Here is a 25,814-nt window from a genome sequence, read left to right on the forward strand (position 1 = left end):
GGCCCTCCCCTCACCGGGTCGGCGCGCCGTGCCGCATCGGCGTCAGCTGCTCGATGTCGTACCGGGCGCGCAGCGCGGCGATCGCCGCGTGGTCCGGCGGGCCGCCCCCGTCGAGGATCTCCAGCAGTTCCTCGAAGTACCGCTCGTGGTCCGGGGGAGGGGACGCCTGGAAGAACATCTTCGCCGGCTCGTCGGTACGGTTCGCGAACGCGTGCGGACAGCCCGGCGGCACCACGATCACCGTGCCCGGCTTGGCCCGCACCGTCCGCCGCCCGCTCCGGGACTCCCAGTGGCGCCAGTCGTCCCGCGTCCGTACCCGCGGCTCGAAGGCGAGGACGTCCAACTCGCCCTCCAGCAGGTAGAACAGCTCCTCGCTGTGGGCGTGCACGTGGGCGCCCACGTCGAACCCCGGCGGCACGACGACCTCGAAGCTCGACGCGGCCCGCGCGTGCTCGCCCGTGACCTTGAACGTGACCTGGTGGGCGGGCGCGCTGAGCGTCCGGCCGTGCCCGGACGGCACCAGCAGCCCGTCCGGCGTCGCGTGCGCGCTCATCCCCAGGTCACCGGCATCGACTCCGGCCCCCGGATCAGCGCGCCGCGCCGGAACCGGACCTCTTCCGCCGGCACCGCGAGACGCAGCCCGGGGAAACGGTCCGCCAGGGCGTCCACCAGCAGCTCCGACTCCAGCCGCGCCAGCATCGCGCCGACGCAGAAGTGCGGTCCGTACCCGAACGCCACATGCGGGTTCGGCGCCCGGTCGAAGTCGATGCGCTCCGGGTCGGGGAACACGTCCGGGTCGCGGTTGGCCGCCAGGTAGGACACGTACACCGCGTCACCGGCGCGGATCCGCACCCCGGCGACCGTCACGTCCTCCAGCGCGATCCGCGACAGTCCGACCGCGCTGCGGTGCGGGATGTACCGCAGCAGTTCCTCGATCGCCTGCGGCCGGCCCTCCCGGTCGGCGCGCAGCCGGTCCATCAGGTCCGGCCGGTTCAGCAGGATGAACAGCATGTTGCCGGTGTTGTTGGTGACCGCCTCGCCGCCGATCTGGACGAGCAGCGCCAGGCCCACCGACTCCGACTCGGTGATCTCCCCGGCCTCCACCGCGGCCGACAGCAGCCCGATGACGTCCTCGCCGCCGGTGCCGCGCCGCCGCCGCATCGTCTCGGCGAAGTAGGCGCACATCTCCTCCTTGGCGCGCTGGCTGCGCTCCACGCCCTGCGCCGACGACAGGATGAGGTTGGTCCACTCGTGCATGCTCGGCCGGTCCTTCGCCGGCACGCCCATCAGCTCGCACACGACGGCCAGCGGGAACGGCCCGAGCAGCCGCTGCGTGAAGTCGGCCGGCGGCCCGTCCCGCAGCACGCCCTCGACCAGTTCGTCGAGCATCTCCTGCGCCCGGTCGCGCAGCCGCTCGACGCCCCGCGTGGTGAACGCGGGCGCCACCGAGCGGCGCAGCCGGGTGTGGTCCGGCGGGTCCTCGAACCCGACCGCCCCGTCGACGGGGATGAAGTGGGGCGCCAGCCGGGTGACGTCGTTCTCCACGACCAGTTTCCGGCTGAACCGGGGGTCGTTCGTCACCGTCCGCACGTCGTCGTACCGCGTCACCAGCCAGGCCCAGCCGGACCCGTTGGGCAGCTTGATGCGGGTGACCGGCCCCTCCTCCATCAGCCTGGCCAGCACCGGGTCGAAGTCCACCCCGAACAGGTCGAGCGCCGGCCAGTGCCGCACGGGCGGCAGGGCCGGGCCGGAGCCGGCGGCGCCCTCCCGCTCCGCCTCGGTGGTCGTCGTGGGGTCATCCAGCACGGTCGGGCTCCTCGGTGTCCGTGTACGCGTCGATGAACGCCTTCGACGGGACGGTGGTCGTCGTGACGGCGCCCCCCGCCGAGACGGCGGAGCGGGGGGACCCCGACGTCGTCCAGCGGCCCAGGGACATCTCCGCCGTGATGCCCGGCCCGAAGCCGGCGAGCAGGCCCCGCGCGGACTCCGGGGTGCCGCCCTCGTCGAACATCCGGCGCAGCGCGTCCAGGACGACGGCGCTGGCGATGTTGCCGTACTCGGTGAGTGTGGCGCGGCTGAAGCGGAACGCCTCCGAGGGCACCCCGAGGAACTTGCTCAGGTCGTCCAGGATGCGCGGCCCGCCGGCGTGGATGATGTAGAAGTCCAGGTCGGAGGCGTTCCACCCGTGCTGTCCCGCCAGCTCCTTGAGCGCCGGGGCCAAGGGCTCCATGGTGCCCGGAACCCGCTTGTCCAGCTTGAAGTGGAACCCGGTCGCCCGGACGTCGTACGCGATCCAGTCGACCGTCTCCGGCACCAGGTAGGAGCCGTTGCGCTCCAGCGAGACACCCGTGCCGCCCTTGCCGCGCATGACGGCGGCGGCGATCCCGTCGCCGAACAGCCCGTTGGACAGCAGGTTCCCGACGCCGAGGTCGGTGGGCTGGTAGCACAGGGAGCAGAACTCGCACGCCACGATGAGCGCGTTCGCGTCCGGGTACGCGCTGCAGAAGTCGTGCGCCCGGTTGATCGCCGCGCCGCCCGCCGCGCAGCCGAGCTGCGCGATGGGCACCTGGCGGGTGTCACTGCGGAAACCCATGGTGTTGATGAGCCAGGCCGTGAGCGACGGCATCATGAAGCCCGTGCACGACACGTAGATGATCACGTCGATGTCCGCGGGACGCAGCTCCGCGTCCTCCAGGGCACGGTGTATCACGGCGGGCACCCGCGTCTTCGCCTCCGCCTCGTAGACGGCGTTGCGCTCCTCGAAGCCGGGGTGGCGCAGCGTCTCCTCGATGGGCCGGAGGATGTGGCGTTTGCGGACCCCGGTGTTCTCCATCAGCCGCAGGGCGAGCGGGAGCTGGGGATGGTCCGCGTGGATGGTCCGCGCCAGCTCGAGCGTCTCCTCCATGGTGATCACATGCTCGGGGACGGACACCGCGGGTCTGCACAACGTGGCCATGATGTCGAGCCCTTTCGTCGCGTGTTGCTCGCGTTCACTCAGAGAATGGGCGAGCTCCGGCCGTCGCGCGCGCCGAGACGGTCACACGGGGTCACCGGGAACCGGCCGGTCGCCGCCCCACCCGTGTGCGGGAAGGGCGACGGCGTGCGGGGCGGTCCGGCTTCTCACCCGTTCGGCCGACACCCTGATGCGGGCCGCCACCCCCGCCACCGGGCACCGTGCGCGACCCGTCACGGGGCACCGTGCGCGACCCGCCGGGGAGCGGATGCGGGGACGGCGCCCCTGCCGGACGATGGAGCGATGCGCCACCACCTGCGGATAGTCCACGGTTCACCCACCAGTGCGGAGCTCGCCGCCGTCACCGCCGTCCTGGGCGCCCTCGTCCACGGCGGCGAGCACACCGCCGGACACCCCCACCGCCGCTCCCCCCGCGCCGAGTGGGACCGCCACTGGCACCCGCACCCCCTGCCGCACTCCTGGTGCACCCGCGCGGCGCGGCGGACCTTCGGCCGCCCGTAGCCGTCACCGGCCCGTACGCCTCCGCGCGGCACCCGCCGTGAGGCCCACCCCGTGGTCGGCGAGCCGGCCGACCACCAGACCCCGCGCCCGGCAGTCGGCGACCAGCCCCGGCAGCGCCCCCAGCGCCGCCCGCCACGAACCGGGCGCGCACAGCGCGTCCGAGTCGTGCAGCAGCACCGTCGCCCCGCCCCGCGTCCCGCGGGCGACCTCCGCCCGCACGCTCGCGGGCGTCGCGTCCGCCGTCCAGTCGCGCCCCCACGCCGACCACAGCACCGGACGGAGCCCCGCCGCGCGCGCCGCCGCCCACCGGCCCCCGGTCAGCACCCCGTACGGCGGCCGGTACCACAGCGGCCGGCACCCCGCCACGTCCGAGACCAGCGCCGCCGCCCGCGCCACCTCCCGCACCTCCCGCACCGGCCGCGGCACCCACGGAGGGGCGTGGCCCCAGCCGTGGACCGCCAGTTCGTGGCCCTCCGCCACGATCAGCCGCCCCAGCGCCGGCGCCCGCTCCAGCCGCTCGCCGAGCACGAAGAACGTCGCCCGGACCGACAGCCGCTCCAGCGCCCGCAGGAACAACGGCGTCGTACCGGGGTCCGGCCCGTCGTCGAACGTCAGCGCCACCCGCCCCGGATCGCCCCGCCCGTCCAGCGCCGGCCACAGCGCCCCGCGCACCCCCGGCAGCCACGTCGCCGCGGGCACGACGTGCCAGCCCGCCAGCCCCGCCACCGCGGCCGCCCCCGCCCGCCAGGCGTCCGCCCGCCGACCCGGCGCACGCCACGCGGCCGCACCCGCCGCGCTCACCACGAGTCCTCCCCCTCCTCGCCGCCCCTCACCAGCGGCGACCGGGCCAGCTCCACGCACGCCGCCACCAGCACCACCAACGCGATCGCCTCGAACACCCCCCGCACGCCCACGACCACCCGCTCGTCGAACAGCCAGACCCCCAGCACCACGCTCAGCAGCGCGTCCCCCAGCGTCAGCGCCGGCTGCGACGCGGCCAGCGTCCCCGCCCGGAACGTCACCTGCAGCAGCAGGAAACTCGTCAGCCCCACCGCGGCCGCCGCGTACAGCTGCCACCCCGCGAACACCGCGCCCAGCCCGTCCTGAAGCCGGCCCAGCGCGTCCTTCAGCAGCGCCGCCGTCCCGGAGAACCCCAGCGCCGTCGCCGTCCCCAGCACGGCCGCCCGCGGGGCCGACGGCAGCCGCAGCGCCACGGCCACCAGTCCCACCGCGACCGCCCCGATCACCAGCCCCGCCCACAGCCAGTCCGCCGCCGGTACGGTCGCCCGCCCGCCCGACGGTTCCGCCAGCGCCAGGAACGCCGCCAGCCCGGCCGCCATCGCCCCGAACGCCCACCACGTGCGCCGGTCGGGGTTCCGCCGGAACACGAGTCCACCCAGCACCAGCGTGAACAGCAGCTCCGTGCTCATCACCGGCTGCACGACCGCCAGCGGCCCCGTCGCCAGGGCCAGCGCCTGGAACACCCCCGACAGCCCCAGCACCGCCGAACCCCACACCCACACCCGCCGCCGCACCAGCCTCGGCCACCACCCCCGCACCGCCGTGCCCGCCGTGCCCGTGTCGGCGGCGGCGCGCCGTTGGAGCACCGAGGCCGCGGCGTTGCCCACCGCCGCCAGCAGCGCCAGGCAGATCGAGAGAGCGAGCATCGCGCGCCGCTCAGCCGAACCGCTTGGCCATCGCGCGGAAGAACCCGGGCGCACCGCCCCGGATCCGCGCCGGTCCCGCCAGCCACGCCGGTGCGAACACCTCGTCCCGCCCGCGCACCACCGACTTCCACACCAGGTCCGCCAGCCGCCGCGCCGGCACCGGACGCGGCCACCCGCGGTGGTACGGGGCGCCCCGGTGCGCGAAGAAAGGCGTGTCGACCGCGCCGGGCAGCACCGCCGTCACCCCCACCCGCGTGCCGGCCAGTTCGTAGCGCAGGCTCTCCGCGAACGCCAGCAGCCCGCCCTTCGTCGCCGCGTACACCGCCTCGTTGGCCACGCCCGCCCAGCCCGCCATCGAACTGACCAGCACCACCCGCCCCACCCCCCGCTCCACCATCCCCGGCAGCAGCAGCCGCACCAACTGCACCGTGCCCGTCAGATTCACCGCCACCAGCCGCTCCACGACCTCCGGCGGCGTCCGCGTCAACGGCCCCGCCCAGCCGATCCCGGCCGCCGCCACCAGCACGTCGACCCGCCCCTCCCGCTCCAGCGCCCGGGCGGCCAGCCGCTCCACCCCCGCCGGTCCGCCCAGGTCACCCGGCAGTCCCACACCCCCCGTACGGAGCGCCACCCCGCCGAGCCGCTCCTCGTCCCGGCCCGCCAGCAGCAACCGCCAGCGCCGCTCGGCGTCCACGGCGAACCGCTCGGCCACCGCTTCCCCGATCCCCGACGACGCACCCGTGATGAGCACGACCGGCCGTGCCGTTCCCGCCATGCCAGACCTCCGGACTCGTGCGCCTGCGCTCCCCGCAGACTCCAGGTTCCTCCCCGGACCGCCCGCCGCGACGGTGCGCCGGGCCCGCGAACCACCCGAACAGGCCCGCCCGGCCCGCCCGGGCCGCCCCCATGGCCCCACCATGGGAGGACCCGGATCCCGCCACCGGAAGGCGACCACATGACGCGGCGCTGCCTGGTCCTGAGCGCGAGCATGGGGGCGGGCCACGACGCCGTCGCCGCCGAACTCGCCCACCGGCTCCGCGCGCACGGCCACGACGCGCACGTCCACGACGTCCTGACGCTGCTGCCGCCCGGCACCGGTCCGGCCCTGCGCGCCTTCTACCGCACGGCGGTGCGCCGCGTCCCCGCGCTCTACACGGCGATCTACCGCGTCTTCCTCGCCCCGCCCCCGCCCCGCCCGGACGGCCCCGCCGCCCCGCGCGCCGACACCTCACCGCTGGCCGCGCTCGCCGAACGGCCCCTGGAGACCCTGGCCGCCCGCCTCCGCCCCGACGTCGTCGTCTCCACCTTCCACCTCGCCGCGCAGGTCACCGGCCGGATGCGGGAACGCGGCACCCTGCGCGTCCCCAGCGCCGTGTACGTCACCGACTTCGCCGTCCACCGCGGCTGGCTCCACCCGGGCAACGACCTGTACCTGTGCGTCAGCCCCGGCGCCGCCGAAGCCGCCCGCACGGGCACCGGCCGCCGTACCGCCGCGCCCGGCCCGGTCGTCCCCCCCGCCTTCCACACGGTCGCCCAGGCCCCGCCCGGCCCGCCGCCGGACCCGCGCCGGCCCACCGTCCTGCTCTCCGCGGGCGCCTGGGGCGTGGGCTCCGACCTGCCCCGCACGGCCCGGGCCCTGGCCCGGCACGGCCTGCGCCCGGTCGTCCTGTGCGGCCACGACGAGCGCCTGCGCCGCCGTACCGCCCGCGTCCCGGGCGCCGTCGCGCTCGGCTGGACCGACGACCTGCCCGCCCTCATGGCCTCGGCCCGCCTGCTGGTCGACAACGCCGCGGGCCAGACCGCCCTCCAGGCCCTGGCCGCCGGCCTGCCCCTCGTCGCCTACCGCCCCATCCCCGGCCACGGCACCGACGGCGTACGCCACATGGCGGCGGAGGGCCTGACGACGACGGCGCCCGACCTCCCGGCCCTCCTCGCCGCCACCTCCCGCCTCGTCCCCGACGGCCCGGAGCGCTCCGCGCACGTCGCCCGGGGCCACGCCCTCTTCCAGGACGACGCCTCCCTCCTCGTCACCTCCCTCACCTAGTGCCGCGACCGTCCCAAGCCGGGGCCCCGGCCGGCGCCGTTCACGATTCGTTCAAGCCGTGGCCAACGGAACGCCAAGAGGCGGAGCGGCCGGGAGGGCGCGGCCTACCGTGCCGGGTGTGACGTCGACACCCGAGCTCATATCCCCCGACCGCCCCGACCGCCCCGACCGCCCCGACCGCCGCGCGCTCCTGCGCGCCGCGCTGGCCGGCGGAGCGGTCCTCGGCGCGGGCGCCGCCCTGCCCGCCGCGCCGGCCGTCGCCGCCGGACGCGGGGCCGGACGGCCGGACACCCCGGCGGCCGCGCTCCGCGCGCTGCGACACGGCAACCACCGGTGGTCCACCCGCCACCAGACCCACCCGCACGAGGCCGACGGCGACCGCCTCCTGGCCGTGTCCGGACAGCACCCGTTCGCCGTCGTCCTCGGCTGCATCGACTCGCGCGTCCCGCCCGAGCTGGTCTTCGACCAGGGCCTGGGCGACCTGATGACAGTCCGCTCGGCCGGCTGCGTCCTCGACGAGGCGGTCCTGGGGAGCATCGCGTACGGCGTCCTGGAACTCGACATCCCGCTCGTGATGGTGCTGGGACACCAGTCGTGCGGCGCGGTCACCGCCGCCGTCCACGCGGCCGAGACCGGCGAGGAACTGCCCGCGCACATCTCGTACGTCGCCGAGCAGATCCGTCCCGCCATCGACCACACCCAGACCGGGCCGGCCCGCGTCGACGCGACGATCACCGCGAACGTCCGGCTGGTCCGCTCCCGCCTCGCCGCCGAACCGGACCTGGCGGCGCGGACCGCCACGGGCCGCCTCGCCGTCGTCGGCGCCCGCTACGAACTGGCCACCCAGCAGGTCCTCCTCGTCACCTGACCGGATTCCCGGGTGACAGACTCCGGTTCATGACCACAGAGACGATCACCGCTGACGCCGCGGGCACCTGGAACCTGGGTGACATGACGGTCAACCGCCTCGGGTTCGGGGCGATGCGCCTGACCGGCAGCGCCGCCTTCCACCTCGGCAGGCCGCGCGACCGCGAGACCTCGATCCGGGTGGTGCGCCGGGCCGTCGAACTCGGCGTCGACCACATCGACACCGCCGCGTTCTACTTCTCCGCCCTCCGCTCCGCGAACGAGCTCCTCAACCGGGCCCTCGCGCCGTACCCCGAGGACCTGGTCATCGCCACCAAGGTCGGCCCCGGACGCGACCCGTCGGGGAAGTGGCTGCCGTGGGCGACGCCGGGGCAGCTGCGCGGCCAGGTGGAGGAGAACCTCCGCCAGTTGGGGCGCGACCACCTCGACCTGGTCAACCTCCGGGTCAACGGGCCCGACTCGATCGCGGAGCACCTCGGCGTCCTCGCCGAGCTGCGCGAGGCGGGCCTGATCCGCCACCTCGGGGTCTCCAACGTCAGCGTGGCGCAGTTCGACGAGGCGAGGGCCGTCGCCCCGGTGGTGTGCGTCCAGAACCGCTACGGCCTCGGAGCCCGGAGCCCCTGGTCCGACGCCTTGATCCGGCAGTGCGGGGAACTCGGCGTCGCCTTCGTCCCGTTCTACGCGATAGCCGGTGAGGGCGCCGAGGCCGGCGCCGCGGCCGCCGCGCCCACCGCGGCCGAGGAGACGGTCGGGGACGTCGCCCGCGCGCACGGGGCGACGGCCGCGCAGGTGCGTCTGGCGTGGACCCTGCACCAGGGCCCCCACGTCCTGGCCATCCCCGGCACGGGCGATCCCGGCCACCTCGCGGAGAACGTCGCCGCGGCCGCCCTGCGCCTCACCCCGGAGGACCTGGCCCGCCTGGAGGAGGCGCACGCCCCCGCCGCGTGACGGTCCGGGGCCGGACGACGGACCGGGCCCGTCGGGACGGAGCCGGGCACCCGGCCGGAGCGCCCCCCCGTGGGGCCGCGGGCGGCCGGCGTACCGGTGGTGCGAGTCCGGCCCGCGCTCCGGCGGGCGCCCGGCGACGGGTGCTCCCGGCCGGCGCCGGCCCCGGCGTGCCGCCCTACGCGCCGCCCGGCTTCAACCCGCGCAGCCGGGAGTCCAGTTCGCGCCGGTAGAAGTCGATGAAGCCGTCCGGGTCGGGCCCCGCGTTCTGCATGACCAGCCGGTCGAAGCCGGCGTCGACGTACCCCTGCGCCATCTCCACGTACCGCTCCGGGTCGTTCCCGCAGGCGAAGGCGCGCAGGATGTCCTCCTCGCGGACGGTGGTCGTGGCGGCGTCGAAGTTCACCGGGTTCGGCAGCTCGCTCATCACCTTCCACCCCGTCACCGCCCACCGCGACGTCTCCAGCGCGGCCCGCGCGGCGGTCTGCTCGTCGGGCGCCCACGCCATGGGCACCTCCGCGTAGCGGGGCCCGTCGCCCCCGGCGTCCCGGTACCCCTGGACGATCTCCGGCTTGGCCTCCGTGGCGAACAGCGCGTCCCCCAACTCCGCCGCCACCCGCGTCGAGTCGGGCCCGCTCGCCGCCACGGCGAGGAGCGGCGGCGTCGGCGGCAGGTCGAAGACGCGGGCGTCCTCCAGCCGCAGGTGCTTCCCCTCGTACGAGCGGTAGCCGCCGCTCCACAGCAGCCGGATGATCTCCAGGGCCTCGCGCAGCATCTCGTGCCGCGCGGCGACCGCCGGGTAGCCCTCGCCGACGACGTGCTCGTTCAGCCGCTCGCCCGAGCCGACGCCGAGCACGAACCGCCCCTCCGACAGCAGTGCCAGCGTCGCCGAGGCCTGCGCGATGATCGCCGGGTGGTACCGCATCGTCGGACACGTCACGCCGGTGGCCAGCCCGATCCGGCTGGTCTTCGCCGCGATCGTGCCGAGCACGGTCCAGGCGAACGGGGAGTGCCCCTGGTTGTCCAGCCACGGGTGGAAGTGGTCGCTGATCTCGACGAAGTCGAACCCGGCCTCCTCGGCCAGGACGGCCTGCCTCACCAGCTCGCCCGGCGCGAACGCCTCCGCCGCGAGCTTGTACCCGATCTCCATACGACACCCCTGAGCGTGGATCCGTCCGGTCCGCGCAGAGGTACCCCGAGACTCCGGCCCCTAACAGGCTCCGCCCCCGAACGGGGTATCCCCGGCCCGGCCCGCACCACCGGGTCCGGCCCCCCGCTCGGCCGATCCGGTACGGACGTGCATGTCTGCGCGTGAGCGGGTACCCGCAGGCCGGTGCCGAGCGCGGCGCGAGCCCGTCGCGCCACCGTCACGAGATCAAGGAGTGACAGATGAGCAAGGTGAAGGAGACCGTCGAGGTCGAGGTGCCGGTCCGCACCGCGTACAACCAGTGGACCCAGTTCGAGGAGTTCCCGAACTTCATGGAGGGCGTCGAGGAGGTCACGCAGCTCGACGACCGGCACAACCACTGGACGACGAAGATCGGCGGTGTCCGGCGCGAGTTCGACACCGAGATCATCGACCAGCTCCCCGACGAGCGCATCGCCTGGCGGACGGTGAGCGGCGACACCCAGCAGAAGGGCGTCGTCAGCTTCCAGCGCGTGGACGAGACGCACACGCGCGTGGAGCTGGTGATGGACGTCGAGCCGACCGGCCTCGCCGAGAAGGCCGCCGACATGACCGGCACGATCGACCGCCGGGTCAAGGGCGACATGCGCCGGTTCAAGGAGTACATCGAGACGCGCGGCGGGGAGACCGGCGGCTGGCGCGGCCGGGTCAGGCCGGGCGACGTCTGAGGGGCCGGGTGGGTCCGGCGGCCGGCGGGCCGCCGGGGCACCGGTGACCGGGTGGAAGGGACCGCGCACCGCGCGGTCCCTTCCGCTGTCCGCGGCTCTCCCCGCAGGCCACCGGGGATGGGTACGTTGACATATCTATCTCACCATACCTACTCTGGGGGAATGCCCGACTCCCGCGCGTCCGCCCCGGACCCCGACCGCCTGGCCTCTGCGCTCGCGGCGTGTCTTCCGGAGCTGAACCGCGCCCTGGAGCGCCGGGTCACCCAGGACATCCGGCACCCCAAGCCGCCCGAGGGGCAGCTCGCGCTGCTCCGGTTCGTCCTGCACCACGAGGGCGCCACGGTGCGTGAGGCGGCCGACGCCCTCCTCATGCGGCCGAACAACGTCAGCGCCCTCGTCTCCCAGCTCACCGACGGCGGCCTGCTGGAGCGGCGGCGCGACGCCGCCGACAAGCGGATCGCGCACCTCCACCCGACCCCCCGGGCACGGCGTGAGCTGGCGGAGGTCCAGCGCCTCCGCAACGCGCACGTCGCCCGTGCGCTGCACCTCCTCACCGACGGGGAGATGGACGCCCTCGGCTCCGCCGTGGGCGCGCTCACGTCGCTGGCGCACCACCTCCGCCCCGCGGCCGAATAGCCCCCCACCTCCACCGGAGGTTCCCGACCGCGCGCACGGACGCCTCCGCCTCCATGCGCGCGGCGCTTCCCCCTGCGCGCGCCCCGTGCCGCGCACCCCGCGCCGCACGCGTCCCGCCGCGGCGCGCCCTCCCGTCCGTACCACCACCTCCCGAGGACCGCGCATCCCCATGCCCGCAACACCCGCAACCGCCCCCGCCCCGCCCGCCGCGCCCCCCGGGGCCGCCGGCGCGACCGGGCGGCGCGCCAACCCCTGGCTGACCCTGCTGGCCGTCGCCTTCGGCCTGTTCATGGTCCAGCTCGACGGGGCCGTCGTCGCCATCGCCAACCCCGAGATCGGCCGCACCCTCCACGCGTCCGCCGCGGACCTCCAGTGGGTCACCAACTCCTACCTCCTCGCCCTCGCGGCGACGCTGATCCTCGGCGGCAAGCTCGGCGACCGCTTCGGCCGGCGCACGTACTACGTCGTCGGCATCGTCGGCTTCACCCTCGCCTCGGTGGCCATCGGCCTGGCCGGCTCGATCGAGGGTGTCATCGCCTTCCGCGCCGCCCAGGGCTTCTTCGGCGGCCTCCTCATGCCCAACACACTCGGCCTGCTGCGGGCGGTCTTCCCGCCCCGGAGGTTCGGCATGGCCGTGGGCATCTGGGCCATGGTCTCGGCCGTGTCGACCGCGCTCGGCCCCATCGTCGGCGGCCTCCTCGTCGAACACGTCTCGTGGGAGTCGGTCTTCTTCGTCAACGCCCCCATCGGCGTGATCGCGCTGCTCGTCAGCGCCGCCGTCCTCCCCGAGAGCCGGAACCCGGTCGGCCGCCACCGCTTCGACGTGCCCGGCGTCGTCCTGCTCGCCCTCGGGCTGCTGTCCGCCGTCTTCGGCGTCGTCAAGGGCGAGACCTGGGGATGGACCGCGCCGGGCACCCTGGGCGCCGTCGCCGCGGGCGTCCTGCTCCTCGTGGTCTTCGGCTGGTACGAGACGCGCGTCGAGCACCCGCTGCTGCCGATGCGGCTGTTCCGCAACCGCTCGCTGACCGTCGGCACGGTCGTCACCGCGCTGAACTTCTTCGTCCTGCTCGGTGTGATCTTCTTCGTGATGCTCTACCTGCAGAACGTGCGCGGCTACTCGCCCGTCGAGGCCGGTGTGCGCACGCTGCCGCTGAGCCTCGCCTCGCTCGTCGCCTCCCCGCTCGGGGCGGTGCTGACGGGCCGCTTCGGGCCCCGGCTCACCATGCCGCTGGGCATGCTGCTCCAGGCCGCCGCCGCGTTCGGCATGCTCACCTGGGACACGGCCTCCCCGTACGCCACGATGTGGCCGCCCTTCGTCGCGCTCGGCCTCGGCGTCGGCATGGTGCTGTCCGCGTCGTCCGACGCCATCGTGGGTCAGGCGCCCGTCCGGGACAGCGGCGTGGCGGGCGGCCTCCAGGCGACCGCCCTGCAGGTCGGCGGCGCGCTCGGCACGTCGGTCCTCATGTCGCTCATCGGCGGCCGGGTCGGCTCGACGCTCACCGGGGACCTGACGCGCGCCGGGGTCCCGGCGGACCTGGCCGGACGGCTCCAGGAGGCGAAGGACGCCGTGGCGATGGGCGTGTCGCCCGTCTCGGCCGACATGCCGGCCCGGCTGAAGGCCGCGGTCGTGGAGGGGAGCGGCCAGGCGTTCATGGGCGGCGTGCACACCGCGGCGACCGTCACCGGCGTGCTGTGCCTCCTCGGCGCCGCCGTCGCGGCGGCCGGACTGCGGCCCCGCACCGGTGCCGTGGAGGGCTGAGGGTCCCTCAGGGGGCGCCCGCCGAAGCCGCGGGCGCCCCCGCGGCACACCAGGGATACGGAACAGCCGCGCGCGGCCGGCCCCCGGCACCGCGCCGGTGGGCAACCCGCCACGCCACCGCGGCCTTTCGGTGGGTCGAACACCCGACGCCACGTGTTCGCGGTGCGGCCCGGTTCCCTTCGGCACGGCGTAACCCGACGGCCCCCGCGTCGTCCGACGATCTCGCGGAAGCACACCCCCGACACGGAGGAGACGTACGTGACCGTCCGCCGATCCGCCCTTCCGGCCGCCGCCGCGCTGCTGCTGTGCACGACCCTGGCCGGCTCGGCCATACCCGCCCAGGCCGCGGCCGCCGGGGACTCCCTGCCCGCCGTCACCGCCCGGGCCGAGACGGCCCCCCTCCACGACGACGACCAGGGCGGGAACGCCGACGCCGACGACCCCGCGATCTGGCGCAACGCCGCCGCCCCGGACCGCAGCCTCGTCATCGCCACCGCGAAGGAGGGCGGACTGCGCGTCTACGACCTCGACGCCCGCCAGGTCCAGTCCCTCCCCGCCCCGGCGCCGGCCGCCCCCGACGACGCCCCCGGCCGCTTCAACAACGTCGACCTCGTCCACGGGACGGCCCTGGCCGGTGCCCGCTCCGACCTCGCCGTCGTCAGCGACCGCGGCCACGACCGCCTCCGCGTCTACCGCATCGACCGCGACAACCCCGCCGGTCCGCTCACCGACGTCACCGACCCGCAGGCCGCCCCGATCTTCTCCACCAGCCAGGAGGAGATCAACGAGCAGGACACCGCCTACGGCCTCGCCACCTGGACCGACCCGGCCACCCGCCGCTCGTACGCCCTGGTCAGCCGCAACAACCGCACCACGGTCGCCCTCCTCGAACTGGTCGCCCGCACCGGCGGCACGGTCGGCTACCGCACGGTCCGCACGCTGGACCTGCCCGCCGCCTTCCGCCTCCCGGACGGCACCTCCTGGGCCCCGTGTGGCGAGCCCGGCGAACTCCCGCAGGTCGAGGGCATGGTCGTCGACCCCGCGAACGGCACCCTGTACGCCGGCCAGGAGGACGTCGGCATCTGGCGGCTGCGCGCCGACCTCACCGGCACGCCCGTGCTGGTCGACAAGGTCCGCGAGTACGGCGTCCCGGCGGCGTACGACGAGGAGAGCGACGAGTGCGCGCCCACCGCCCCGGACCCGGGTCACGGCGGCGAGCACCTCGCGGCCGACGTGGAGGGCCTGACCCTGCTCACCGAGGCGGACGGCGACGGCTACGTCCTCGCCTCCAGCCAGGGCGACGACACCTTCGCCCTGTACGACCGCGAGACGGCCGACGACAACGAGTACGAGGCCGGCTTCCGCGTCGCCGCCTCCGCGCTCGTCGACGGCTCCGAGGAGTGCGACGGCGCCGCCGTGCTGAACGCCCCGCTCGGCCGCCGGTACCCCCAGGGCCTCCTCGTCGTCCAGGACGGCGAGGACACCCCCTCCGCCGACGGCCGCGACGCCACGGGCTTCAAGTTCGTCGACCTCGCGCAGGTCATGGACGCCGTCGAGGACTGACCCCGCGTCCTCCCCGCCACGGCCCGCGCCGGCCCGCACCCCGGCGCGGGCCGTCCGCGTCCCCCGCGGCACCGCCCGTGAGAGGATCCGTGCGCCGAACCGCCGGCGATCACACGGAAGGTGACGATGTACGCGATATCCCTGGGTGACGACGGTGCCGAACTGTGCCCGCTCGAACCGTGGCAGGCCGAGGAGTTCCTCGCCCACATCGACCGGGGCCGGGAGTTCATCGGCCGGTTCAACGGGCTCCCCGACGTCGTGACCGACCTGGAGTCGAGCCGGGCGTTCCTCCAGGCGTACGCGGACAAGGCCGCCTCCGACACCGGGCGGATCCACGGCATCCGGGTGGACGGCACCCTCGTCGGCGCCGTCATCTTCCGCCGGCTGGACGTCCGGCAGGGCGTCGCCGAGGCGGGCTGCTGGCTGGAGCCGGCGGCGGTCGGCAGGGGACTGGTGACCCGCGCCGCCCGCGTGATCATCGACTGGGCGGTCGAGGAGCGGGGCGTCCACCGCGTGGAGTGGTGGGTCTCGTCCGGCAACGAACCCAGCATCGCCGTCGCCCGCCGCCTCGGGATGACGAAGGAGGGCGTGCTCAGGGAGATCCACCCGTACCGGGGCGAGCGGCACGACGAGGAGGTCTGGGCCGTCCTCGCCCCCGAGTGGCGCGCCGCCCGCGCCGCCCGGCAGGCCCCCTGAACGAGACCCCGCGCCGCCGTGTGAGCCACGTCACCCCGCCCCGGTGGGGCCGGGCCGATGACTTTCCCGCGGCGCGGCGGTCTGCCCCGACACAACCCCGTGGTGAACAGAAGGAACGAGTCCCATGCGTATCGTCATCAGTGAGTTCGTCAGCCTCGACGGCGTGGTGCAGGCCCCGGGCGGCCCCGAGGAGGACACCGACGGCGGCTTCGCGCACGGCGGCTGGACGCATCCGTTCTTCGACCCCGAGGTCGTGGGCGGCGCGTTCGACGACGCGCTGGGCAAGGCCGAGGCCCTGCTGTTCGGGCGCCGTACGTGGCAGGCGATGGCCGGTGCCTGGCCGGAGCGGGCCGGTGACCCGTTCGCCGACCGGATGAACTCCCTCCGCAAGTACGTCGTGACCCGGACGCTCGGCGACGACGACCTGACGTGGGAGAACACCACGTGCGTCCCGGGGGACGAGGCCCTCGCCCGTGTCCGCGACCTCCGCGAGGAGGGGAGCGGCGACCTGCTCGTCATGGGCAGCCCCACGCTCGTCCGCGCCCTGCTGGACGAAGGGCTGGTCGACGAACTCCGGCTGATGGTCATGCCGGTGATCCTCGGCGGCGGGAAGACGATCTTCCCCGACCGCGGCCGGATGCACAGGCTGGAGCTGGTCTCCACGGCCGTCAGCGGCGCCGGCGTGCACGTGTGCACCTACCGGCCCACCGCCACCGGGGCATAGGCCGGCGGGGGCACGGCGCCGACGGCCGGCGCCGTGCCGTCCGCGTCCGGAGCCGGACCCCCGTCAGGCGCCCCCGGTGGCCGGGGCCGGACGCGAGCGGGCCACCCGGAAACCCACGTCGTCCACCCGGTACGCCGGGTGGCTGCGGCGCCGGACCGACGCGCGGCAGCTCCAGTGCTCGTCGAACCAGCCCCCGCCGCGCAGCACCCGGTACGCGCCGTACACCTCGGCGTCGTACACGTCCCAGCACCACTCCCACACGTTGCCGAGCATGTCGTACAGGCCCCAGGCGTTGGGCAGCCTGCCGCCGACCGGGTGCGGACGCTCACGGGAGTTGCCGCGGTACCAGGCGACCTCGTCGAGCGGCCCGTACCGCGGCCCGCCCGTACCGGCCCGGCACGCGTGCTCCCACTCGGCCTCGGTCGGCAGCCGGTACCCGTCGGCGGAGCGCTCCCACGTGACCTCGGCCTCGTCGCCGTCGCCGTGGACGCGGTAGGCGGGCGCCAGCCCCTCACGGCGGGACAGCGCGTTGCAGAACCGGACCGCGTCCCCCCACGAGACGCCCTCCACGGGCAGCCGCCCCTGGCCCGCGCCCCCGTCGCCGGGCCGCTCCCCGGTGACCCGCGCGTACCACTCCCGGGTGACCGGGACGGTCCCCAGCAGGTACGGCGCCACGTCCACCGCCCAGCTGCGCCGCGTCCGCCGGTCCGTCAGCGTCACCAGGCCCCCGGGTACGGCGGCCATCTCCCCACTCGCGTACGCGTCCATGATCGCGATCCTACCGAGCCGTACCGTGACCGGCGCGCGCCAATCGTCTTGCGGGAGAAGGCCGTTGCACGGCATCGTCCCTCCGGAGCCGCAGAACCACCCCCACCCCGAGGAGGGCCCGTGCCCGTCACCGCCCCGCAGCACCGCCTCGCCCTGCTCGGCGGGGGCTTCTCCGTCGACGACGACGGGGTGCTGGACGACTGGGTCCTCGGCCACGCCCGCACCCCGCGGCCGAAGGTGTGCTTCCTGCCGACGGCGAGCGGCGACGCCGCCGTCTACGTCGACAAGTTCCTCGCCGCCTTCGACGGCCGCCCCGACCGCGTCCCCTCCGTGCTGCCGCTGTTCCGCAGGGAACTCGACGACGACGCCCTGCGCGCGTTCCTCCTGGCGCAGGACGTCCTCTACGTGGGCGGCGGCAACACCGCGAACCTCCTGGCGGTGTGGCGCGTCCACGGCGTGGACCGGCTGCTGCGCGAGGCGTACGACAGGGGGGCGCTGCTCTGCGGGATCAGCGCCGGCGCCAACTGCTGGGCGGAGGGCTCCCACACGGACTCCTTCGGCCCCCTCACCCACCTGGCGGGCGGCCTCGGCCTGCTGCCCGGCTCCGTCTGCCCGCACTACGACACCGAGCCGGGCCGCCGCCCCTCCTACCGGGCGGCCGTGGCCACCGGGAAGCTGCCGGGCGGATGGGCGGTGGAGGACGGCGCCGCGGCCCTCTTCACGGACGGGGAGCTGACGGAGGCCGTGACCCGCACCCCGGAGGCGGGCCTGTACCGGGTCGACCCGGACGGCCGCGGCGGCCTGACCGAACGACAGGTCCCGTGCCGCCTCCTGCAACCCCCCGCCCCGCGGCGCTGACGGGCCGCGCCCGGCTCCCGCGGCGGCCGGTCAGTCCGGGGCGCCGGGACGACCGGCCGTCGCGGCCCGGTCCGAGGACGACGGGTGGGTGAACCGCGGCAGACAGACCTGGGCGACCGGACCGATCACCAGGGCGTACAGCGCCGTCCCGACGCCCACGGTGCCGCCGAGCGCCCAGCCGGACGCGAGCACGACCACCTCCATCAGGGTGCGGACCCGGCGGAGGGAGCAGCCGGTCATCGCGGCCGTACCGGTCATCAGGCCGTCCCGCGGTCCCGGGCCGAGGCGGGCGCCGACGTAGACGGCGACCGCCAGGCCGCTGAGGAGGACGCCGCCGACGAGCAGGCAGATCCGCGCGGGCAGGCCGAGGCCCTCGGGGACGAGGGCCAGCCCGGCGTCCGACGCGCACGCCATGACGACGATGTTGGCGAAGGTGCCCAGCCGGGGCCTCAGCCGCAACGGGATCCACAGCAGCAGCACCAGCACACCCAGCGCCGCGCTCACGGTCCCGAAACCGAGCGAGGTGCGGTGCGCCACCCCCTCGTACAGGACGCTCCACGGGTTGGCGCCGAGCGAGGCCCGCACCAGGAGGGACAGGCTGAAGCCGTACAGAGCCAGGCCGGTGAACAACTGCGCCAGCCGCCGCAGGGGGTGTTCGCGGAGGGAGAGGTAGGTGAGGGGAGGCGCGGACGGGCGGGCACGCCGCGTCCGCGCACCGAGGTGCTTGGAAGGCATGGGCGGTGAGTCTGTACCGTCACCGGTCCGAAGGACACGGCCAATCAGGGGGAAGTGGTGGGAATGGCGGGGACGGGCCCACGGCACGGGGGCAGCGGGGAGCGGCGCACCGGCGCGACGCTGGGCAGCCGCCGTCTGGCGGCGATGCTGCCGGACCCGGCCGGAGCGAAGCCCGCGTTCCGCCACCTGGCCCGCCGGATCGGCGCACTCGTCCTCGACGGACGGCTGCCCCTCCACGCGCGCCTCCCGGCCGAGCGCGAACTGGCCGCCGCCCTCGGCGTCGGCAGGGCCACCGTCACCGCCGCGTACGACCTGCTGCGCGAGAGCGGCCACGCGTACAGCCGTCAGGGCGCCGGCACCTGGACGGCCCTCCCGGAAGGCCGTACGCCCCGCGGGGTCGCCCGGGTCCTCGGCTCCCCGGACGCCGCGATCGACCTGGCCAGGGCCGCGCCGTGCCTGCCCGAACAGGTGCTCCTCGACGCACTCGCCCACATCGCGCCCCGGCTCGCCGAGCACGCCCGCACCCCCGGCTACCATCCGTACGGCCTGCCGGAGCTGCGCGCCGCCGTCGCCGACCGCTTCACCCGGCGCGGCCTGGCCACCGTGCCCGAGCAGATCCTCGTCACGTCCGGCGCCCAGCACGCGCTCAGCCTGACACTCGGGCTGCTGTGCGGCCCCGGCGACCGCGTGCTCGTCGAGAACCCCTCCTACCCGAACGCGCTGGAGGCGATCCGCCGGGCCGGTCTGCGCGCCGTGCCGGTGCCGGTCACCGACTCCGGCTGGGACGTCGGCATCGCCGAGTCGTCCCTCCGGCAGGCGACGCCCCGGCTCGCGTACCTGATCCCCGACTTCCACAACCCGACCGGCCACCTCATGCCCGACGGCGACCGCGTCCGCGTCCTGCGCGCCGCCGAACGCTCCGGCACCCGGCTCGTCGTCGACGAGACCCTGACCGGGCTCGCCCTCGACGTCCCCGCCCCCGCCCCCTTCGCGTCCCACGCGGCACCGGGCGGCGGCGGGGGGATCGTCACGATCGGCTCGATGAGCAAGACCCACTGGGGAGGGCTGCGCATCGGCTGGCTGCGTGCTCCCTCCTCGCTGGTCACCGAACTCGCCGTCCAGCGCATGACCGACGACATGGGGGGCTCGGTGGTGGACCAGCTCCTCGCCCTCCACCTCCTGGACCGCGCCGACGAACTCCTCCCGCCCCGGCTGGAACAGCTGCGCCGGCAGCGCGCGGCGCTGGCCGAGGCCCTCACCGCGCACCTTCCGCACTGGACGTGGCGACTGCCGCCGGGCGGACTGTCCCTGTGGGTCGACCTGGGTGAGCCCGTCGCCCCGGCCCTCGCCGAGAAGGCCTTCGGGCGCGGGGTGCGCATCGAGGGCGGCGGTTGCTTCGCCGCCCACCCGGGCCTGTTCGAGCAGCGGCTGCGCATCCCGTACACCTCCGATCCCGACACCCTGCGCGAGGCCGTGCGCCGCATGGCGGCGGCGCTGTCGGACGACCCGCCGGCCCCCTCCTCCACCCGGCGGGCGCGCTGGATCGCCTGACGGGCGCCTTGCCGCCGGGGCCGCCCGGGGCCGTCCTCACGCCCCGGCCTGCTGTGGTCCGCCCGCCTCCGCCGATCCGGCCCCCGCGGGAGGCCGCCGCCGACCCGGCCCCCCGCACGTGGCCGCCGACCCGGCCCTGCCGGCCGGCGCCGTGCACGCCGTACCCGACCGGGCCGTACGAACCGCGGCCCCGTGACGGCGGCGGCCCGCGACGCCCGCGCACCGGCGCACGGCGGGTGCCGCCCCCCCGCGGAGGGGCGGGCGGCACCCGGGACGGGCGTCAGCGGACCGTGAGCCGCTTGGGCGCCGAGCCCTGGCCGAGGACGCGGAACAGCTCCTTGACGTCCTGCGGCGCGAGCTTGATGCACCCGGCGGACTTGTAGTCCTTCACCCCGTCCCACCGCTGGCCCTCGGTCCGCCCCTGGCCGCCGGTGCGGGTCATCTCGCTGTGGATGAACAGCTCCGTGCGCGGGGTCCTGCCGTCCTTGCAGGTCTTGTCGCTCAGGGGGATCGCGTAGCCCTTGATGACCCGGCCGTCGTACCGGGTGGTGCGCGCTCCGACGGAGTACGTGCCCGCCGGCAGCCAGCCCTTCGAACGGGCACACTCGTTCCGGCCCTCGGGGTGGCCCGCGCCGAGGCCCGAACCCGCGCGGAAGACGGCCACCGTCCGCCCGCCCCGCACCACGGCCAGGCGCGAGTTCAGCGGGTCACCGGAGTTCCGGGTGAACTCCAGGGTGGTGACGGCCGCGGCCTCGCCGGGCCGCGCGGAGGCGGCCGACCCCACCGGGGCGGTGGCGACGGCACCGGCCAGCAGGCTGACGACACCGGCGCCGATCGCGGCGGACCGGAAGCCGAGGTAGGACATCACGGACATGGGTGATCACTCCTTCGAGGGTTCTCTACGAGCCGTGCCCCCGACCGGGGGACGGCCTCCCGCGCTGGGCAGCCCCCTGCGGAAGCTGCGGGGACCGGGCGGCGCGGGCCGCCGGGAACCCACGATGGGGCACCCGGCGGGCTCCGGGGAGCGGCATCGGGGACCTCCCTGATGCGGAATCATGCATGCCCCCATGCACTGCTGTGACGTGGGCTCATGCACGCTGCTGAAGCTCGGGAGGGCACATGGCGGAGGCGCCGCCGAACGGGACGGCGGACGGGGCGGGCCGGGAGCTGTCGGCGCTGCTGCGGACGTGGTGGGAGGAGTCCGCGCGCGGAGGGGGGCGGAAACCGACCCAGGCGTCGCTCGCCCGGCAGGTCGGCGTCACCCAGACGACCCTGTCGCGGTACCTCAACCCCGCCCATCCGCTGGTGGCGCCCCCCGACGCCGTACGGGCCCTCCACGCCGTGCTCGGCGCCCCGCCGGACGGCCTGGAAACCGCCCTCCTCCTCGCCCGGAGCGCCCGCCCCGCCCCGGCCGTCGCCCCGCCGGCCGCCCCGACCGCCGTCCCGGCGCCCGAACCGGGTTCCGGCCCCGTGCCCGCCCCGCGACCGGACCGGGACCCCGCCGCCGGGCCCGCCGGCCGCGGGGCGGCGCCGCGGCCGGGGCGCGGCACCGTCCGGCGCGCCCTCCTCGTGGCCGCGGTGGCGGCGGCCGTCCTGACCGTCGGCTGGACGGCGAGCCGCGCGGTCCTCGACCCGGGCACCGGCCACACGGTCCGCCCGGCGGCCGCGCCGCCCCGCCCGGAGGCCACCCGCTGGCCGCTGGTCCGCAAGGGGGAGACGTCCTCCCTCACCTGGACCGTCCAGCGCCTGCTCCGGGCACACGGCCACACCCTGCGCGCGGACGGCGTCTTCGGCCCGGAGACCCGCGCGCAGGTCGTCGCGTTCCAGAAGCGCCACGGACTCCAGCCGGACGGCAAGGTCGGCCGGGACACCTGGCGGATGCTGGCCCTGCCCGCCGCGCCGGGGGACAGGGGACCGCGGGTGGAGGCGGTCCAGGACCTGCTGCACCGGGCCGGGCAGCCCGCCGACATCACCGGCGCCTACACCGCCGCCACGCAGCAGATGGTCCGGGACTTCCAGCGCCGGTCCGGGCTGCCGGCCACCGGGGTGGTCGACGGGGAGACCTGGCGGGCCCTCGTCTCGGCGCCGCCCGCCTGACCGGGCCGCGAGGCGCCTCACGGGCGTGCGCGTGGTGATCCTCCCGCCCCCGTGCGCCCCGGGCCCCCGGAGCGCGCGTGCGTGCCTCCGGGAGGAGGCCGGGCGCCCTCCCCGGTCGCCCCGCGCGGCGGGATCCTGGCGCCGGACGCGCGCCCGGCCGGCGGGACGGCCCCCGGTGCGCCAGGAGTGATCTTGACGCTAGGATCACTCCACTTTCTTGAGAAGTCCATGACACGCAAGGGATCTTCACATGGGTACAACTCCGTCCCGGGCGCCCCGCGCCACCCGGCGGACCGTGCTGGGTGCCGTCGCGGCCGCCGCGACCCTGCTGCTCGCCGCCACCCCCGCCACCGCCGAGGACACGGTCGCCGACGCCCCGGAGTGGACCGTCGACCAGGGCACGGACCAGGGCGAGGGCACGACCGGCACCAAGGCTCCGCTGGCGTCCTCCTCCCTCCCGCCGGACAGCTGGTGCGTCGCCACCTACGGCTCCAAGGTCTGCTTCCAGCACGACGGCGACGTCATCTGGGTCCTGGACACCGCGTCCGACGGCATGTCCGCGATCGGCGGCGTCTACACCAACTACGGCCGGGCCCCCGAGGCGTGCCGCAACAAGTCCGGCTACAACCGCTGGGTGAAGTGCGACAAGGACTACGCCGAGTCCGGCAGCGTCCGCCTGCGCGCCCTGCGCTACGACGGCGACACCAACAAGTACTACCAGCCGGAGGCCTACTCGGGCTGGCTCCCGGTCGACGGCAACTGACCACCCGCCCGCCGCTCGCCGGAAGCCCCCGGCGGGCGGCGGGCGGCGCCGCTCACCCCGCCGGGCGCAGGTGCAGGCCGAACCCGCTCGTGCCCGGCGCCTCCACTCCCGGCAGCAGCCTCATGTCGCGGTCGTAGTCGCCGCCGGCGAGCGCCCGGAAGGGGACCGGCTCGTCCGTGAACAACGCGTCGAGCCGCCGCCCGTACGCCTCGCACGCCGCCGCGAACTCCTCCTGCGGCAGGTCGTTGGCCCCGTGCACGGCGAACGGCTCCAGCGGCGCCATGCCCGTGAACCAGAACACCCCGTGCTGGATCGGGTGGAGGACGTCCGCGAGCCGCCCGTGGACACCCCGGTCGGAGAACGCCCCCTCGCGCGCGCCGGCCGTCACCGACAGCAGCGCACGGCGCCCCGCCAGGGCGGCGCCGTCGCCGTAGGGCGGAGGGACCTCGGGGCCGTACGCGAACCCGCAGCTGAAGACCCGGTCGATCCAGCCCTTCAGGATCGCGGGCACCGAGAACCACCACAGGGGGAACTGCAGGACCACCGCGTCCGACCAGCGGACTTCTCCTGCTCGGCCGCCACGTCCGGCGTCAGCCGGCCCGCCAGGGTGGCCCGCTCCGAGGCGCCCATCACGTCCAGCCGCCCGTCCGCCGGGTGTTCGGGGAAGTCGTCGGCGTCCACGACCGCCTTCCACTTCATGGCGTACAGGTCGGAGACCCGTACCTGGTGCCCCGCCGCCCGCAGGTGGCCGACCGCGAAGGCGGTCAGGGCGGAGGTGAGCGAACGGGACTCGGGATGGGCGGTGACGACGAGGATCTTCTTGCGCTGCCGCGCGGTGGTTTCGGTCATGCCCCCACGTTCCCCCGCGCGCGATACGGCAGCCAGGACCCCCTGCGACCGGGGGAACGCCGATCCTGGTACCCGCAGGACCACGCATACTTGAGCCCATGAACGGCGTGGACCGGACGGAGCGCGTGAACGGCGACGGCGGCGGCATCGACGTGATCGGCGACCCCCGGCGGGCGCTCGGCGGTTTCCTCAAGGCCCGCCGGGCCCGCGTCGCCCCCGAGGACGTCGGCCTGGCGGGCGGCCGCCGGCGGCGGGTGCGCGGGCTGCGCCGGGAGGAGCTGGCGCAGCTCGCCGGGATCAGCGTGGACTACTACGTACGCCTCGAACAGGGCCGGGCCACCCAGCCGTCCCCCGAGGTCCTCGACTCGCTGGCCCGGGCCCTGCGCCTCGACGCGGCGGAGCGCAGGCACCTCGCCACCCTGGCCGCCGACCGGCGCGGCCCCGCCCCCACCGCGCGGGTCAGCCCCCTGCTGCGGCGGATCCTGGACGCCATGGAGGGGCTCCCCGCCTTCGTGACGAACCCCCGCCTCGACGTGGTCGCCTGGAACGCACTCGGCGCCGAACTGGTCGGCGGCCTGGCCGGCCCCGGCCACCGCGACCGGAACAACGCCCGCTACCTCTTCCTCGACCCCGTCTCACGGGACGTCTTCCCCGACTGGGAGGAGCGGGCCGCGGAGGCCGTCGGGCAGCTGCGGGTCTCCACGGGCCGGTACCCGGAGGACGGGTACCTGGCCGCGCTCATCGCGGAACTGTCCGCGTACAGCGCCGACTTCCGGCGGCTCTGGGCCACCGGCGAGGTGGTGATGTGCGGCGCGGGGCGCAAGCGGCTGCGCCACCCCGTGGTCGGCACGCTCACCCTCGACTACGAGACGCTGCACGTACCGGCCGCGCCCGGCGAGACCGGACTCGTGGTGCACGTCTTCGGCGCCGAGGAGGGCGGCCCCGACGCCGCCGCCCTCGCCCGGCTCGCGGCGGCCGTGCACGAGGTGCCCGGTCCGCGCCGCCCCGGGTGAGGCGCCGCCGGCCCGCCCCGCGAGGCCTGGTGGACGGCCGTCCGGCCGCCGTCGCCGACCAGCTGCCCGCGCGGCGCCTGCGTGCCGTCGGCCTGTTCCACCTCGGACACCACCCGGTGGCCGGGCCGGCGTGGGTCGCCGGCGACATGGCGCCGTCCGGGTCGCCCCCAGGGCGGTGTTCCCGGTACGGGCGCCGATCACCTCGACGCGGCGGTCCTGCGCCGCGGCGGTGAGCCGGGCCGCGGCGGGCGAGCCGGAGGGCGCGCCGCGAGGCGGCGGCCCACCGGGTGCGCCGCGTGTCAGGAGCCGGAGGCGTCGAGCTGGTCGGCGAAGGCGCGCAGGGCGTCCGCCAGCTCCTTCTTGGTGGGCAGCTGGTCGACCTTCTGGTTCAGCTCGGTGATGCGCCGGTCGATCTCCGCCAGGTTCGGCGGCGTGGACGGGGACGGCGAGGGGGAGCCGGTCGGCCCGCCGCTCGGTTCGCCCGTGGTCTCGCCGGAGCCGCCGTCGGTCAGGCCGCCCGCGCTGCCTCCGCTCCCGCCGCTCGACCAGCCGCTCGTGTCCCCGCCTCCCTCGGTGTCCCCGCCTCCCTCGGTGACGCCGACCGAGCCGCCGCTGTCGGAGCCCGCGGTGGTGTCACCGCTGCCCGCGCCCCCCGTGGGCTCCTGGGGCGGCGTCGGTTCGGTGTACGTGCTCGTCGGAGGGGCGGGGTCCTCGTTCGTACCGGCGGCGAGGGCGGCGCCGACGCTGAGGGCCACCAGGGTCGCCGCCCCCGCGACGGCGATCGAGAGGCGCCGGACGCGTGTGCGAGGCGAGGTGGATGAGGTGTGAGGGTTCTGTGAGTCTCCCATGCGGGCGACGCTAACGGACCGCGCCCGTCGGACGGGCGGCTTCCGCCGATCTCCCCGGATCTCGCCCACCGGAACCGCGGAGCGCTCCGACCTGCGTCGGTT

26 protein-coding genes and 1 pseudogene are annotated in these 25,814 nt (G+C 75.8%); 15 read left to right on the top strand and 12 right to left on the bottom strand.

What is annotated here, in order from left to right:
* Positions 1-10: 10 nt before the first annotated feature.
* Genes IE106_RS14250 through IE106_RS14260 form a run of 3 tightly spaced genes read right to left on the bottom strand, consistent with a single transcriptional unit; the run spans position 11 to position 2,956 of the window.
* Positions 11-553 carry a cupin domain-containing protein gene (locus IE106_RS14250; RefSeq protein ID WP_189533744.1) on the bottom strand — a complete coding sequence of 181 codons (543 nt, stop codon included), beginning with the start codon at positions 551-553 and terminating at the stop codon, positions 11-13.
* Positions 550-1,740 (bottom strand): cytochrome P450, encoded by a 1,191-nt coding sequence (locus tag IE106_RS14255; RefSeq protein ID WP_189534148.1) that lies wholly within the window; start codon positions 1,738-1,740, stop codon positions 550-552. Before IE106_RS14255 ends, IE106_RS14250 begins: the two co-directional genes overlap by 4 nt.
* Before the next feature lie 55 nt (positions 1,741-1,795).
* On the bottom strand, positions 1,796-2,956 hold the full coding sequence (locus IE106_RS14260) for a type III polyketide synthase (protein ID WP_189533746.1): 1,161 nt from the start codon (positions 2,954-2,956) through the stop codon (positions 1,796-1,798).
* A 300-nt stretch (positions 2,957-3,256) separates the two neighbouring features.
* Here IE106_RS14260 and IE106_RS14265 point away from each other — a divergent pair, with 300 nt between their 5' ends.
* The gene (locus IE106_RS14265) at positions 3,257-3,475 is read left to right on the top strand and encodes an acyl-CoA carboxylase subunit epsilon (protein ID WP_189533748.1); all 219 of its coding nucleotides are present in this window, start codon (positions 3,257-3,259) and stop codon (positions 3,473-3,475) included.
* Between the two features lie 3 nt (positions 3,476-3,478).
* Here IE106_RS14265 and IE106_RS14270 read toward each other — a convergent pair whose 3' ends face one another.
* From IE106_RS14270 to IE106_RS14280, 3 genes are read right to left on the bottom strand one after another with little or no spacing between them, the layout of a single operon-like run.
* Positions 3,479-4,279 carry a polysaccharide deacetylase family protein gene (locus IE106_RS14270; protein ID WP_373295944.1) on the bottom strand — a complete coding sequence of 267 codons (801 nt, stop codon included), beginning with the start codon at positions 4,277-4,279 and terminating at the stop codon, positions 3,479-3,481.
* Complete coding sequence (locus IE106_RS14275) at positions 4,273-5,142, bottom strand: DMT family transporter (RefSeq protein ID WP_189533750.1); 870 nt, start codon at positions 5,140-5,142, stop codon at positions 4,273-4,275. The genes IE106_RS14270 and IE106_RS14275 overlap by 7 nt, the downstream gene beginning before the upstream one ends.
* A 10-nt stretch (positions 5,143-5,152) precedes the next feature.
* Positions 5,153-5,917 carry an SDR family NAD(P)-dependent oxidoreductase gene (locus tag IE106_RS14280; RefSeq protein ID WP_189533752.1) on the bottom strand — a complete coding sequence of 255 codons (765 nt, stop codon included), beginning with the start codon at positions 5,915-5,917 and terminating at the stop codon, positions 5,153-5,155.
* 180 nt (positions 5,918-6,097) lie between these two features.
* Between IE106_RS14280 and IE106_RS14285 the strand changes: the two genes are divergently transcribed.
* From IE106_RS14285 to IE106_RS14295, 3 genes are all read left to right on the top strand, one after another.
* Entirely contained in the window at positions 6,098-7,186 is a 1,089-nt protein-coding gene (locus IE106_RS14285; protein WP_189533754.1) for an MGDG synthase family glycosyltransferase, read from the top strand.
* 118 nt (positions 7,187-7,304) lie between these two features.
* The gene (locus IE106_RS14290; RefSeq protein ID WP_229840412.1) at positions 7,305-8,054 is read left to right on the top strand and encodes a carbonic anhydrase; all 750 of its coding nucleotides are present in this window, start codon (positions 7,305-7,307) and stop codon (positions 8,052-8,054) included.
* Positions 8,055-8,083: 29 nt separating this feature from the next.
* Complete coding sequence (locus IE106_RS14295) at positions 8,084-9,001, top strand: oxidoreductase (protein ID WP_189533756.1); 918 nt, start codon at positions 8,084-8,086, stop codon at positions 8,999-9,001.
* A gap of 175 nt (positions 9,002-9,176) precedes the next feature.
* Here IE106_RS14295 and IE106_RS14300 read toward each other — a convergent pair whose 3' ends face one another.
* Positions 9,177-10,148, bottom strand: a complete 972-nt coding sequence (locus IE106_RS14300) for a TIGR03557 family F420-dependent LLM class oxidoreductase (RefSeq protein WP_189533758.1) — start codon at positions 10,146-10,148, stop codon at positions 9,177-9,179.
* A gap of 239 nt (positions 10,149-10,387) precedes the next feature.
* Between IE106_RS14300 and IE106_RS14305 the strand changes: the two genes are divergently transcribed.
* The 6 genes from IE106_RS14305 (at position 10,388) to IE106_RS14330 (ending at position 16,230) form a co-directional block, all read left to right on the top strand.
* On the top strand, positions 10,388-10,852 hold the full coding sequence (locus IE106_RS14305) for an SRPBCC family protein (RefSeq protein WP_189533760.1): 465 nt from the start codon (positions 10,388-10,390) through the stop codon (positions 10,850-10,852).
* A 162-nt stretch (positions 10,853-11,014) separates the two neighbouring features.
* Positions 11,015-11,488: a MarR family winged helix-turn-helix transcriptional regulator gene (locus tag IE106_RS14310; RefSeq protein ID WP_189533762.1), complete on the top strand. Its 474-nt coding sequence runs from the start codon at positions 11,015-11,017 to the stop codon at positions 11,486-11,488.
* Between the two features lie 169 nt (positions 11,489-11,657).
* Complete coding sequence (locus IE106_RS14315) at positions 11,658-13,247, top strand: MFS transporter (RefSeq protein WP_189533764.1); 1,590 nt, start codon at positions 11,658-11,660, stop codon at positions 13,245-13,247.
* Positions 13,248-13,505: 258 nt separating this feature from the next.
* Positions 13,506-14,810 (top strand): phytase, encoded by a 1,305-nt coding sequence (locus IE106_RS14320; protein ID WP_189533766.1) that lies wholly within the window; start codon positions 13,506-13,508, stop codon positions 14,808-14,810.
* Between the two features lie 126 nt (positions 14,811-14,936).
* Positions 14,937-15,506 (top strand): GNAT family N-acetyltransferase, encoded by a 570-nt coding sequence (locus IE106_RS14325; protein ID WP_189533768.1) that lies wholly within the window; start codon positions 14,937-14,939, stop codon positions 15,504-15,506.
* A 124-nt stretch (positions 15,507-15,630) separates the two neighbouring features.
* Positions 15,631-16,230 (top strand): dihydrofolate reductase family protein, encoded by a 600-nt coding sequence (locus IE106_RS14330; protein WP_189533770.1) that lies wholly within the window; start codon positions 15,631-15,633, stop codon positions 16,228-16,230.
* A gap of 63 nt (positions 16,231-16,293) precedes the next feature.
* Here IE106_RS14330 and IE106_RS14335 read toward each other — a convergent pair whose 3' ends face one another.
* On the bottom strand, positions 16,294-16,998 hold the full coding sequence (locus IE106_RS14335; protein WP_229840415.1) for a formylglycine-generating enzyme family protein: 705 nt from the start codon (positions 16,996-16,998) through the stop codon (positions 16,294-16,296).
* A gap of 120 nt (positions 16,999-17,118) precedes the next feature.
* Between IE106_RS14335 and IE106_RS14340 the strand changes: the two genes are divergently transcribed.
* Entirely contained in the window at positions 17,119-17,856 is a 738-nt protein-coding gene (locus tag IE106_RS14340; protein ID WP_189533772.1) for a Type 1 glutamine amidotransferase-like domain-containing protein, read from the top strand.
* A 30-nt stretch (positions 17,857-17,886) separates the two neighbouring features.
* Here IE106_RS14340 and yczE read toward each other — a convergent pair whose 3' ends face one another.
* A complete protein-coding gene (gene yczE / locus IE106_RS14345) occupies positions 17,887-18,591 on the bottom strand; it encodes a membrane protein YczE (protein WP_189533775.1) in 705 nt (234 codons plus the stop codon).
* A 63-nt stretch (positions 18,592-18,654) separates the two neighbouring features.
* Here yczE and yczR point away from each other — a divergent pair, with 63 nt between their 5' ends.
* Positions 18,655-20,142 (top strand): MocR-like transcription factor YczR, encoded by a 1,488-nt coding sequence (gene yczR / locus IE106_RS14350; RefSeq protein WP_189533777.1) that lies wholly within the window; start codon positions 18,655-18,657, stop codon positions 20,140-20,142.
* 280 nt (positions 20,143-20,422) lie between these two features.
* Here yczR and IE106_RS14355 read toward each other — a convergent pair whose 3' ends face one another.
* Complete coding sequence (locus IE106_RS14355) at positions 20,423-21,016, bottom strand: L,D-transpeptidase (RefSeq protein WP_189533779.1); 594 nt, start codon at positions 21,014-21,016, stop codon at positions 20,423-20,425.
* A gap of 245 nt (positions 21,017-21,261) precedes the next feature.
* Here IE106_RS14355 and IE106_RS14360 point away from each other — a divergent pair, with 245 nt between their 5' ends.
* Positions 21,262-22,239, top strand: coding sequence for a peptidoglycan-binding protein (locus IE106_RS14360; RefSeq protein WP_189533781.1), 978 nt, complete (start codon positions 21,262-21,264; stop codon positions 22,237-22,239).
* Positions 22,240-22,489: 250 nt separating this feature from the next.
* Positions 22,490-23,002: a hypothetical protein gene (locus tag IE106_RS14365; RefSeq protein ID WP_229840417.1), complete on the top strand. Its 513-nt coding sequence runs from the start codon at positions 22,490-22,492 to the stop codon at positions 23,000-23,002.
* A 52-nt stretch (positions 23,003-23,054) separates the two neighbouring features.
* Here the strand turns inward: IE106_RS14365 and IE106_RS14370 are convergent.
* Positions 23,055-23,851, bottom strand: a pseudogene (locus IE106_RS14370) (NAD(P)H-dependent oxidoreductase).
* A gap of 98 nt (positions 23,852-23,949) precedes the next feature.
* Between IE106_RS14370 and IE106_RS14375 the strand changes: the two are divergent.
* On the top strand, positions 23,950-24,864 hold the full coding sequence (locus IE106_RS14375; RefSeq protein ID WP_189533783.1) for a helix-turn-helix domain-containing protein: 915 nt from the start codon (positions 23,950-23,952) through the stop codon (positions 24,862-24,864).
* A 299-nt stretch (positions 24,865-25,163) separates the two neighbouring features.
* Here the strand turns inward: IE106_RS14375 and IE106_RS14380 are convergent, their stop codons facing one another.
* Positions 25,164-25,712 (bottom strand): hypothetical protein, encoded by a 549-nt coding sequence (locus IE106_RS14380; RefSeq protein ID WP_189533785.1) that lies wholly within the window; start codon positions 25,710-25,712, stop codon positions 25,164-25,166.
* Positions 25,713-25,814 lie beyond the last annotated feature (102 nt).

Origin of the sequence: Streptomyces roseolilacinus (genome assembly GCF_014649335.1) — a bacterium.
Taxonomy (GTDB): domain Bacteria; phylum Actinomycetota; class Actinomycetes; order Streptomycetales; family Streptomycetaceae; genus Streptomyces; species Streptomyces roseolilacinus.